Annotated in this window: 10 protein-coding genes; 5 read left to right on the forward strand and 5 right to left on the reverse strand. The window is 46.1% G+C overall.

What is annotated here, in order from left to right; translation table 11 throughout:
• Nucleotides 1-431: 431 nt before the first annotated feature.
• On the reverse strand, nucleotides 432-1,307 hold the full coding sequence (locus EAE90_RS20625; RefSeq protein ID WP_214055085.1) for an arginase family protein: 876 nt from the start codon (nucleotides 1,305-1,307) through the stop codon (nucleotides 432-434).
• Between the two features lie 298 nt (nucleotides 1,308-1,605).
• Between EAE90_RS20625 and EAE90_RS20630 the strand changes: the two genes are divergently transcribed.
• The gene (locus EAE90_RS20630) at nucleotides 1,606-3,621 is read left to right on the forward strand and encodes an LTA synthase family protein (protein ID WP_214055086.1); all 2,016 of its coding nucleotides are present in this window, start codon (nucleotides 1,606-1,608) and stop codon (nucleotides 3,619-3,621) included.
• A gap of 65 nt (nucleotides 3,622-3,686) precedes the next feature.
• On the opposite strand, the gene malG is transcribed toward EAE90_RS20630, so the two are convergent.
• The 3 genes from malG to malE all read right to left on the reverse strand — a co-directional run bounded on the left by malG (nucleotide 3,687) and on the right by malE (nucleotide 7,479).
• Nucleotides 3,687-4,577, reverse strand: a complete 891-nt coding sequence (gene malG, locus EAE90_RS20635) for a maltose ABC transporter permease MalG (RefSeq protein WP_036779893.1) — start codon at nucleotides 4,575-4,577, stop codon at nucleotides 3,687-3,689.
• Nucleotides 4,578-4,589: 12 nt separating this feature from the next.
• A complete protein-coding gene (gene malF, locus EAE90_RS20640; protein ID WP_214055087.1) occupies nucleotides 4,590-6,146 on the reverse strand; it encodes a maltose ABC transporter permease MalF in 1,557 nt (518 codons plus the stop codon).
• A gap of 133 nt (nucleotides 6,147-6,279) precedes the next feature.
• Nucleotides 6,280-7,479: a maltose/maltodextrin ABC transporter substrate-binding protein MalE gene (gene malE / locus EAE90_RS20645; RefSeq protein ID WP_214055105.1), complete on the reverse strand. Its 1,200-nt coding sequence runs from the start codon at nucleotides 7,477-7,479 to the stop codon at nucleotides 6,280-6,282.
• A gap of 377 nt (nucleotides 7,480-7,856) precedes the next feature.
• Here malE and malK point away from each other — a divergent pair, with 377 nt between their 5' ends.
• The 4 genes from malK (at nucleotide 7,857) to abiEi (ending at nucleotide 12,002) form a co-directional block, all read left to right on the forward strand.
• Complete coding sequence (gene malK / locus EAE90_RS20650) at nucleotides 7,857-8,966, forward strand: maltose/maltodextrin ABC transporter ATP-binding protein MalK (protein ID WP_214055106.1); 1,110 nt, start codon at nucleotides 7,857-7,859, stop codon at nucleotides 8,964-8,966.
• Nucleotides 8,967-9,000: 34 nt separating this feature from the next.
• Nucleotides 9,001-10,287: a maltoporin gene (locus EAE90_RS20655; protein WP_214055107.1), complete on the forward strand. Its 1,287-nt coding sequence runs from the start codon at nucleotides 9,001-9,003 to the stop codon at nucleotides 10,285-10,287.
• Between the two features lie 124 nt (nucleotides 10,288-10,411).
• Nucleotides 10,412-11,317 carry a maltose operon protein MalM gene (gene malM, locus EAE90_RS20660; protein WP_214055088.1) on the forward strand — a complete coding sequence of 302 codons (906 nt, stop codon included), beginning with the start codon at nucleotides 10,412-10,414 and terminating at the stop codon, nucleotides 11,315-11,317.
• Between the two features lie 151 nt (nucleotides 11,318-11,468).
• Nucleotides 11,469-12,002, forward strand: a complete 534-nt coding sequence (gene abiEi, locus EAE90_RS20665; protein WP_214055089.1) for a type IV toxin-antitoxin system AbiEi family antitoxin — start codon at nucleotides 11,469-11,471, stop codon at nucleotides 12,000-12,002.
• A gap of 26 nt (nucleotides 12,003-12,028) precedes the next feature.
• Here abiEi and EAE90_RS20670 read toward each other — a convergent pair whose 3' ends face one another.
• Complete coding sequence (locus EAE90_RS20670) at nucleotides 12,029-12,211, reverse strand: hypothetical protein (RefSeq protein WP_214055090.1); 183 nt, start codon at nucleotides 12,209-12,211, stop codon at nucleotides 12,029-12,031.
• Nucleotides 12,212-12,219: the final 8 nt, after the last annotated feature.

The following is a 12,219-nucleotide window of genomic DNA, read 5'->3' on the forward strand; positions in this document are numbered from 1 at the left end:
TCCGCGGTAAAAAAATGACAGCGTAAAATAGCCATCATTTAATACGTGGCGTTAGAGAGAACAATAGACCGCTTCCAGCTAAGTAGGATGGAGTGGAGACAAATAACAGAGAATTTCGCTCTCTAGGCATTATGACCACAAGTGCACGATATTTATCAGATGAATATGAAAAGAATGTGATTAATGTCACATGAAATGGCTAATTAATCGCCATCAATATATGGAATGAATAAAAATAGCCGTAAATTCTCACCTGATGCAAAGGCAATATAAAACCCCAAAAGCATCAAGATATTAATCCGAAACATTTGGCTGGCGATAAATAAGCTCTAATAGTGGTAATACACACATTTTTTTCATTTCAGGCCGTTGTTGCAACCAGACGTGAGAATCCTTCCCCAACGTCATCACAAAGCAATTCGATATTTCAACTAATCTGAACGCCCTACTAAAGGAAGCTGTTCAAGCATCTCTTTAAGATTCATAGCATCCCAAGGAAGGTGTTCTGCAATCCCAAGCCCAACAACTTTAGCCCGAGAAGCTACTTTTTGGATAAGAGCCAACACATCGGGAATGTTAAGTTTACCTTTAGCGATACCACCGAAATCATGCTCACCGGCCCCCGGACGAGCGAACAATACGGAACGGAAGTTATTTTCATCCAGTACATCCAAATCAATGTGAATGGCCAAACATTCGATTTTTTCTTCTTCAATCCATTTCATCACCGACTCGCCTCCCGCTCTGACATCATGCGGAGAACAGGTTCTGATTGCGTTGTCAGCAATGAACTTTTTCTCATATTCCAGCGGGCTGTGTATTCCTGCGATCATGACTCTCCGGGAAGGTACTGGGCAAACCACTGTGGTGGTCAGATCGGGATCGCCATTACCCATCAGTGCGCCAAGAACGTAAGCGTGAGCATTCTGAAATTGAGCAGGAGTCATAACATCAGGATGTGAATCAATCCACAGTACCCCTAACTTCTCTCCCCAACGCTCACTCAGCCAGGCAAAAGGGGCGAGATCAACCAGACAGTCACCACCAAACGTGACGATATTATCTGGCTTATGTTCACGAATAATTTTCCAGACGCTACTAAGCTGAGTTTTAAGTACTTCCCTTCCTACGATGCCATTTTCTACAGAGAGGGGACCGGCTGGTTCCTGGATGGGTACATGAATAACAGGGACATCCGTTTCCGGTGCAAGCCAGTTCAGCATTTCCGCACCAAATTTGTATGCTGGGTTATTTCCCCCTTGCCACTGCGGCATAACCAGCCTGATAGTCTTTGAACCGCTAGTCATTACTATACTCCTTTGCATATATGTAAAGTGTATTCAAAATCAGCTAGGCTGACGCCTCATCGACATTCCCCTCCTGCCTTATATCGGCTGGAGTAACTTTTTTGAGGTAAAGATGGTTTGCAGTCTGAACCATCCGTCAATCGCTTCTATCTGATATCTGACCAATGACTACTCTACCGCAAAAAACAGCAAATAAAATAACCTAATGGGATAGGCAGTAAGTTGCTGAATAAGATAGGATCTTGAGTTGCTAAACACTAAATTAACCTTATCAATCTATTAATAATAAGAAGGCATTATGTGGTTCTCCAGATTTAAACAGGCTTTTATCGCGCTTTTACTTCCCTGGTTACTAACGGTGGCAACCCAAATGGCGGGAAGAATTTATCTTCTCTTCACTTATGGCAGTTATCAGCTTTTTACTGACTCTACTCAAGACGTGGAGCGAATGTTCTGGATCGGAGGACTGTTTGATATTCGTATTGCCAGTTTATTGTTTGTGCCCTGTCTGCTAATTGCCAGCTTATTTGCCATTAATAAAAATAGTTTCAACATATGGCAACACGCCTATCCGTGGTTGGCAACAACACTCAATACTGTGGTCGGCGCTTTGACGATAAGTAATGTTTACTACTATGCCACTTATGAACGGCCGTTCGATATTTTCATCTTCGGCTTAGTCGAAGATGATACGCAAGCCGTGCTGCACACCCTATGGAACGACTATCCTGTTATTGAAAGTTTGCTCTGTTTAGCTCTGTTCGCAATGACTGTTTTCTGGTCCTGTCTGCTCTGGCAACGCTACCTTATTTCACGCACAGAGCGCAAAACCAGTCTGCCCGTTTCTGCTATCGCGACGCTGGTTATTTTGACTGTCTGTTTCGTTGGCATGCGTGGCTCCATAGGTACCTTTCCACTACGTCAGGCCAATACACAAGTTTCAGAAGTTAAAATGCTTAATATGCTGACGCCTAATGGTCCAATGGCGCTGAACTGGGCATTTAATGATCATTACAAAAATAGCGACTTCCCTGAAGCAACAGATGCACAGGGTAGCTGGTTATTAAACCATTTTCTGGGGAAGTCAACCCCCGCAAATCTGTCACCGTTTATAGCTAAAACTGCCGATAATCCCACCGCTCAAAAAAATCCGCCTCACGTAATATTTAATGTCATGGAGAGTATGGGTTATCACCTACAAAGCTTGGATCGCCCAGATCTTGATGTTTTTGGCACCCTGCGCCAGCACTGGCAAAACGACTGGCGTTTTGAACGCTTCGTTTCCGAAGGAGATGGCACCATTGACAGTTTGAGCCGTTTCTTGATTCGCAGCCCGAACAGTGCAATCAGTCAATCCACAGCGCAAAATCTCGACTTCACCAGTAATATGTTTAAACCCTATCTGGCGAATGGTTACAAAATTATCTTCGTCACATCCGGTAACGGCGCATGGCGTAATTTGAATCAGTTCCTGCCAAACCTGGGAGTCAGTGAATTTATCGATCAAAATGGGCTGAAAAATCGCTATCCAGAAGCCAAATTCGATACCTGGGGCGTGCCTGATGAGTTTATGTTCCGTTATATTGAAGAGCGTTTAGCTCAGGCAGAAAAGAACGGGGAGCATGTTCTGATTATGTCGTTATCTACTACCCATCACCCACCGTATAAATCGCCTCCGAGCTATCAGAAAACCGACATCAAACTGAGTGATACCGAGAAACAACGTTTAAGTCATTTGGCTAGCGGTAATGAGTTACAAGAGGTTTTTCATACCCTGCGTTACGCCAATGATCAATTAGGACAATTTATTAGTTGGGTAAAATCTCAATCATTGGCTTCCCATACCATTATTGCGGCAACTGGGGACCATAATATTCGAGGCATCAGTTATCCAGATGCTCATGAACTGGCAATCGGCCACGGCGTACCGTTTTATCTCTATGTGCCGCCCGCTTATCGCCAAAACGCAATTTTTGACGCGACCAGAGTCGGCAGTCATAAAGACATTTGGCCAACCCTCTATAATTTGAGCTTGTCACATACAGCTTACTACCGTACTGGCTGTAATTTGCTGGCTAAACATCTAGATCCTATCTGGTGTCAAGGATATAACCCAGAAGTCACTATTACACCACAAGGGGCCTATATCATGATTGGCAAAGGCGAATTTCGACCGTGGGCAAATCAAACGGGATTATTACTCGGTGAACCTCAGCCAATGACAGCCGACCAAACCAAACAGTTCCAACGTTGGCAGGTATTTACCGATCTCCTTGCATGGCAATTAAATCGTCAAGTTCACCACCAGCAATAATTGATATTTCCGTGAATCCCTTTAATTTCGGCCTATAAAGGGATTCATCCTGATGAATATTGCGATCAGCCTTTTACTCCTCCGGCGGTCAAACCACTGACCAACCAGCGCTGAGCAACCAGGAAGACGATGGTAATCGGGAGTGCTGAGAGCACAGCAGCGGCGGCAAAATCTCCCCAAAGATAGTTCTGTGGGTTAAGGTACTGCTGCATGCCCACCGCCAAAGTGTAATTGTTCACATCTCGCAGAAGCAGTGAGGCAACAGGCACTTCCGTAATCACACCAATGAAGGAAAGAATGAATACCACTGCCAAAATCGGTACCGAAAGCGGCAGCAGCACCATACGGAAAGCTTGCCACGGCGTCGCGCCATCAAGCGCGGCAGCCTCTTCCAAGGAGCCATCAATGGTTTCGAAATAACCTTTAATCGTCCAGACATGTAATGCAATGCCCCCCAGGTAGGCAAAAATCACGCCACCGTGGGTGTTAAGGCCGATAAACGGCACATATTCCCCTAGCCGATCAAACAGGGCATATAGCGCCACCAAGGAAAGCACCGCCGGGAACATCTGAAAAATTAGCATGCCTTTCAGTAAGGTACTTTTACCGCGAAAACGCATACGGGCAAAGGCATAAGCACAGGTCGTTGATAAGGTAACGATACCTACAGCGGTAATAAAGGCCACCTTAACAGAGTTCCAGAGCCATAGCATAACTGGGAAAGGCGGCGGTGTAACACGGCCATCCGGTGATACCACACTGTAGCCAAGCGCCAATTTCCAATGTTCCCAGGAGATACTTTCCGGGATCAAACTCCCCGTAGCAAAGTTTCCCGGCCGCAGGGAAATAGTAATCACCATCAATAGAGGGAATAAGATCATGGCAATAAAGGTTAACATCAATAAATGTGTCGCCAACAACCGCCATTTCTGTGATTTGGGTTGAACCATCGCCATTCCATTCCCTCCTTAGTCAAATTTAATACGGGTGGCTTTCAGGTTAATAACCGCCAGTGCGCCAACCAACAAGAAGATCACTGTAGCAATCGCCGCCGCCAAGCCAAAGTCCTGACCACTACTGCCGTCGAAAGCAATACGGTAGGTGTAACTCACCAATAAATCGGTATAGCCTGCTGGCGTCGTGGTACCAATCCGATCTGGCCCGCCATTGGTTAACAACTGAATCAGAACAAAGTTGTTAAAGTTAAAGGCAAAACTGGCAATCATCAGCGGCGTCAATGGCTTAATCAGCAACGGGAAGGTAATCTTAAAAAAGTTCTGAAACGGCCCAGCGCCATCCATTGCCGATGCTTCATACAGATCATCGGGTATTGCCTTCAACAACCCCATGCAGAGGATCATCATGTAGGGATACCCAAGCCAAGTATTCACCACAATCAACATGGTTCGCGCCATCGTCGGATCGGTAAACCAAGCCGGTTTAAGACCGAATAGACCATTAAGCAACAGATTGATCTCACCAAAACTCTGGTTAAATAATCCCTTGAAAATCAAAATAGAAATAAACGATGGCACGGCATAGGGTAAGATCAACAACACGCGATATATAGCACGACCTTTCAGCGCTTCCCACTGTACAATGCAAGCCAAAACCATGCCAACAGCAACTGTCAGTACCACAGTAAGCAGCGAAAACACAACCGTCCAAACGAAAATAGCGAGGAATGGTTTCTGAATACCTTCATCCTGTATCACACGCAGGAAATTTTTCCAGCCGATGGAAACAGTAAATCCTGGCGTCAAAGTCTCATTTCCCCATTTTCCCTCTGCATTGACAGATTGATAGAAACCGGTATCGGTATTGGGGCGATAAAGCGTGCCTGTTTGATTATCAGTGAGAGCCTTGCCATCTTCCCCAAGCGAGTATTTAGGATGTATACCAGAGAATTGACGTAGCGAACTCATTTTCAGTTGGCTGCCATCCGGTAAAACAGCCACCAACTGGTTCAGTGCCTGTCGATTCTGGGTGATCGTGCGCAATGTCGCCGCTTCACCGTGCTGAATGTTATCCTGCTCATATAAATGCAGAGTCGTCTCTTTGGCGGCTGACAAAGAAAATGGCTCTGATACCAGTTGCTTAGGCTGATCCGGTACGCTCAGCGCCAAAACCCACAGCTCCGATTTTGGATAGAGCTTAAAAGTCAATGTTTGCCCTGACTGATACTGACGGCTCATCAGGACAGATTGTGCGCGTTCAAAAGTCAGTTGATTGATACTACTATAGTTGGTGAAGGCGATAGCAATGGTGCAAATAAGCGGAAACAGTACAAACAATCCCATTCCGGCTACACCCGGATAGGTATAGCGCCAGGCATAAGTATTACGGTTGGAAAAAACATAAATCCCCATACCTAGCAATACCAGTGTCACCATTGCAAACAGATACTCTCCCTGTGAGTACATCAATACCACCAGATAACCGGTAAAGAGTACACACAAGCTCACTGCAAACCATTTCAGAGCAGAATGCTGCCACCATGATGTTTTTTCGAGCGTCGCTGACATAATGCTCTTCCTTTTTACTACGACGTAACAACTTTGCGGATAGCTTAATCAATCTTCCTGCAAACAGGCATCCTTACTGGTTGCAGGAAAGAGACACCCTTTCAAAAGAAGAGCGCCCACAGGTTACAACTAGTTACTTAGTTATACGGGTTTCTGCATCACTTAATGCGGCATCAACGGTCTGACGACCAGCCAGCGCATTAACCACAGCGTTGCGCATGGCATACCAAAAACTGCTCATTTGTGAGACGTTTGGCATGATTTCGCCTTTTTGAGCATTTTCCATCGTGGCGGCAATACGCGGGTCCTTAGCCAGAATATCGTAGTAGGATTTCAATGACACGGCCCCCAATGGCTTATCCTTATTCACCATCTCCAGACCTTCGTTGGTCAACAAATAGTTTTCCAAGAACTCCTTCGCTAGCTCTTTATTCGGGCTGGCAGTACTGATGCCTGCCGTCAATACACCAACAAACGGCTTAGATGGATGACCTTTAAAAGTCGGTAATAACGCCACGCCGTAATTTATCTTGCTCTTGTCGATGTTAGCCCACGCCCACGGACCGTTGATGGTCATCGCCGTTTCGCCTTTGTTGAACGCCGCTTCAGCAATGGAATAGTCAGTATCCACGTTCAGATGCTTATTTCTCACCAAATCTATGATGAAACGCAGCCCTGCTTTGGAACCCGCATTATTCACCCCGACATTCTTCACATCATATGCGCCATTTTCCAACTTGAAAGCATATCCGCCGTCCGCAGCAATCAACGGCCAAGTGAAATAAGGCTCTTGCAGATTAAACATGATGGCGCTTTTGCCTTTGCTCCTCAGTTCCTTATCCAGAGCCGGGATCTCTTCCCAGGTTTTTGGCGGTGTCTTCACCAAGTCTTTATTGTAGATAAGAGAGAGGGCTTCAACTGCGATCGGATAACCGACTAGTTTACCGTCGTAGCGTACAGCATCCCAAGTGAACGGAAACAGTTTGTCCTTAAGGTTTTGATCTGGCGTGATTTCTGTCACCAGACCAGATTGCGCGTAACCGCCAAAGCGATCATGAGCCCAGAAAATAATATCCGGCCCATCGCCGGTTGCTGCAACTTGTGAATACTTCTCTGCAAGCTTGTCTGGATGTTCAACCGTAACATTGACACCCGTATCTTTTTCAAACTTCTCACCAACTTGTGCCAGGCCATTGTAGCCTTTATCACCGTTGATCCAGATAACCAGCTTACCTTCTTCAATTTTTGCAAAAGCGGAAGCAGATAACGCTAGCGTGGCTAAGGCAGAAAGCGCTAAGGTACGAGCGCTCACTTTCAAAGTTGTTTTTATCATCATTCCGTCCTCATAGTTTGAAAGGTTCAGAGTGAACTGTTTTGTTACATTGGCGGAGAGTGCTGAGCTAGTGTGCAATCAACAATGGAAAGACTCATCCTCCCCTACTCTACGCCCTACCCGGAATGGCTGTGATCTCTATTCCAAAAACAGAAGAACCGTGCCGTCGACCACAAAAAGGGGCATCTTTTTTTGCGAGAATTATCACAAATTATCCCTTAGCTCATACCTCACCACCTCAGCAACGCTTATCTCATCCTCCTGACTCCTCCCCCATAAAAAACTTCGGTATGGAGGATTTACTCACCCGCCATCTTAAACACACTCTGGTTTATTGTTTTTCACCGCAAATTGTGGTGATAAGTCCGGGGGAGCACATGTCGAGCGTCACATTACATAATGTATCGAAGGCTTATGGTGAAAATATTATTTCCAAGAACATCAACCTTGAGATACAAGAAGGAGAATTTATCGTTTTTGTCGGCCCATCGGGTTGTGGGAAATCGACAATATTAAGGATGATTGCGGGTCTGGAAGATGTAACTTCCGGTGACTTGCTGATCAACAACATCCGAATGAACGATGTGCCGCCCGCCAAACGCGGCGTTGGAATGGTTTTTCAGTCTTATGCACTGTATCCCCACCTGTCTGTTGCAGACAATATGTCATTCGGCATGAAGCTGGCCGGCGCTAAAAAAAGTGATATTCAGCAACGGGTAAAGCAAATTGCCGAGATGCTTCAACTCGCTCACCTGCTTGATCGCCGCCCTAAAGCCCTATCAGGCGGGCAACGTCAACGTGTTGCTATTGGCCGCACGCTGGTCGCTGAACCCAGTGTTTTTCTGTTAGATGAACCGCTTTCCAACCTGGATGCCGCGCTGCGCGTCCAAATGCGCATTGAAATCTCACGCCTGCATAAACGATTGCAACGTACGATGATTTATGTCACCCACGATCAGGTTGAAGCGATGACGCTGGCCGACAGAATCGTAGTACTGGATGGTGGAGATGTTGCTCAGATTGGCAAACCTCTTGAACTTTACCATTACCCGGTTAACCGCTTTGTCGCCAGCTTTATTGGCTCACCTAAGATGAATTTCCTGCCAGTTAAAGTCTCGGCTACTGCTATTGATCAGGTACAAATTACTCTGCCCAATCGGCAACAAATCTGGCTGCCCGTAGAAAGCAAGGGGGTAAAAGTAGGCAGTAATGTCTCTCTGGGGATACGCCCTGAGCACCTCCTGCCAAGTGATATCGCTGATGTCACGTTGGAAGGCATAGTGCAAGTTGTCGAACAGTTAGGCAATGAAACCCAGGTTCACATTGAAATTCCGGCCATTCATCAGAATCTGGTTTACCGCCAGCCTGATATTGTGCTGGTGGAAGAAGGATCTACCTTCACCATCGGATTACCTCCCCACCGCTGCCATTTATTCCGGGAAGACGGAACGGCATGCCAGCGTCTGCATAAAGAACCCGGTGTTTGAGCCTGAGCTAATCAAAAAACGAAGGAGAACGATGATGAAATCAATGCATGTATTACCTATCTCACTAACCATTATGGCCGGATTACTGTCTATCCCAGCATCAGCCGTAGAATTCCACGGCTACGCTCGTTCTGGTATTGGTTGGACCGGCAGCGGCGGTGAGCAACAGTGTTTCAAAAGCACTGGCGCACAGAGCAAATACCGTTTAGGTAATGAATGTGAAACCTATGCTGAACTTAAGCTAGGTCAAGAGCTATGGAAGGACGGTAATAAGAGTTTCTACTTTGATACCAACGTGGCTTATTCCGTGGCGCAACAAAATGACTGGGAATCCACCGATCCCGCGTTCCGTGAGGTCAATGTTCAAGCGAAGAACGTCATCGACTGGCTACCGGGTTCAACACTGTGGGCAGGTAAACGCTTTTACCAGCGCCATGATGTACATATGATCGATTTCTACTATTGGGATATCTCTGGTCCGGGCGCGGGTCTGCAAGATATTGATCTCGGCTTTAGCAAACTCTCTCTGGCTGTCACCCGTAATACCGAATCTGGCGGTTCTTATGGCTGGATTGCTGGCCAACGCGATCAAATCCCCACCTCCAATGATGTCTACGATATACGCCTATCCGGCCTGGAAGTTAACCCCGGCGGTAGTCTGGAGCTTGGTCTTGACTATGGACGCGCCAACGCGCGAGATCACTACAAACTCGACCGTAATGCTTCCAAAGATGGTTTCATGTTTACCGCCGAGCATACCCAGAGCATGTTAGGAGGCTTTAACAAATTTGTCGTACAGTACGCAACCGACGCTATGACCTCCTACAACAGTGGTCATTCCGAAGGCGCCAGCGTAAACAATGACGGTTATATGCTACGCATTTTGAATCATGGCGCGATTAATCTCGCAGAAAAGTGGGATCTCATGTACGTAGCGATGTATCAGGATACCGACCGTGATAACAACAATGGCAACACATGGTATACGGTTGGGGTACGTCCAATGTACAAATGGACATCGACGATGAGCACCCTGCTGGACATTGGTTATGATAACGTCAAATCCCAACGTACTCATGACACCAATGATCAATACAAAATCACCCTCGCCCAACAATGGCAGGCAGGTGACAGCATTTGGTCCCGTCCGGCCATTCGTCTGTTCGTCACCTATGCAAAATGGGATGAAAAATGGGGCCATGCGAGCAACAAAGACGGTTACATTAATGGCATGGCCTACCGTGATACCGCAACGCATAAATTCAGTCGTGGCGACGATGATGAATTTACCTTTGGCGCACAATTCGAAGCTTGGTGGTAATCCGGTTACAACGATTTGATCTCAGATCAAATGATTTGTAATGGTTAACGCCTTTTAGACTGATATGTCTCCTAACCGAGGGGTGGGTATCAGTCTCTTTTTTTCAACCGAACAAGGGTAAGAGATGAAAACTAAACTGCTATCATGTTGCCTTAGTGCTATATTTTGTAGCACATTTCCTCTTATAGGGTATGCAACGCCCATTACCGCAACTCAAACACAGGATATTGTTGCCCCTTCCCTCTCAACAACAGCATTGCAAAAACTAAGCTGGCAACCGATTAATACCAGCGATACTCAGACCATTATCCTCAATGCGGCCTCTCAGCATCTTAATGAGGGAGATATTCAGGGACCGATAGCAGCATTCGCGCTGCCGGCAAACCGGGGCTCTCTGGATATTACCCTAAGCAGCTTAGTGCAAGATAAACAAGTTTACGTGCCAAATGTTTTAGTCCTGGATCAAGGGTTACGCCCCGCCGCATTTTACCCGAGCAGCTATTTCCCCTATGAACGTCCGGGAGTGATGTCCACCGATCGACTGGAAGGAACGCTAAAGCTAACACCGGCACTGGGGCAACAACAAATTTATATACTGGTCTACACCACTGGTACCGATTTGCAGAAATCCACCCAAATGGTTGATCCCGCCAAAGCTTACGCTCAAGGCGTCGGTAATGCCGTTCCCGCGATTCCCGATCCCGTTGCCCGCCATGCGCAAACAGGTACGTTGAAGCTGAAAATGAGATCGGAACAAAACGCTGGCAATATCACGATTGGTCAAGTTTTCTCAAGTCCAGCACAAGAACCGATCATTGTCGGGCCAACACAAGCCACCGTAACGCCATCTACCCCGCAAAAGGTCAAACCGGTCCTGAGTGATACAGAGCGTTATTTCAGTGATGCAATTAAAAAAGAAATTAGCAATGGCAATATCGATAAGGCACTCAAATTGCTGGATGAAGCGGAGCGCCTTGGATCTTCAACTGCACGAGAAACATTTATCAACAGTATCAAAAACAAAGGGTAAACAAATGCTCTCCGAAGAGGAGGGCATCAGATTTAACTCCTTTTTACACACATCCCCCGGAAATGGGGTTTTTATGTATACAACTAATTGTTATGACAGATATCTATACACAAAACACCCTTTAAAGGGGTTTTACAGTAGAGATAATAAAGTGGATAGGCTCACAGCAATTAACAAATTAGATGAATTCAGCAAAATGGGAAGAGCCATTTTCCTTTTACAGGATTTGGAAGTCATCTTTGCTGACGAGACTTCTCGGACATTGCAAAAATCTATTGATCGCCTCATCAAAGCCGGACTGTTACTTCGCATTACCAAAGGGGTTTATGTCTATACGCGGGCCAGCATGGGGAGTTATCCCCTGGAGACTATCGCCAAAAATATCCGACGAGGCAAATATAATTACATCAGCCTGGAGTCAGCTTTATCTCAATATGGGTTCATCTCACAAATCCCAATCGACCGCCTGACAATCATGTCTACTGGCAGAGCTGGAGAGTTTAAAACACCGTGGGGAGTCATTGAAATCACCCACACCAGCAGAGAGCCTAGCGAAATTCTGAAAGCAACATTAGAAAGCCGTGGCCCCCTGCGTATCGCAAAAAAAGAGACTGCTCTGCGTGACCAAAAAAGAGTGGGGAGGAATATGCATTTAGTTCAACTAGAGGAACTCAACTATGTCTAGCCACGTTAACTTTAACGCCATTATTGCTACCACTGAGCCGTTTGCAATGAATGCGACTTAAGGGTTCCTTCTATTTCCTTTGTTTGTTGAATCAGTATCAGCCAGTCTTCATAGAGTTGCTTCAAAACCCTGCGTGCAATAGCAGTTAATTCATTATTTACATCCTCAAGTGCTTCAGGCAGCAGAGCGTTGCGGAAAAACGATGCCATATTCTGCT

Source organism: Photorhabdus caribbeanensis, assembly GCF_018448885.1.
Classification (GTDB): Bacteria; Pseudomonadota; Gammaproteobacteria; order Enterobacterales; family Enterobacteriaceae; genus Photorhabdus; species Photorhabdus caribbeanensis.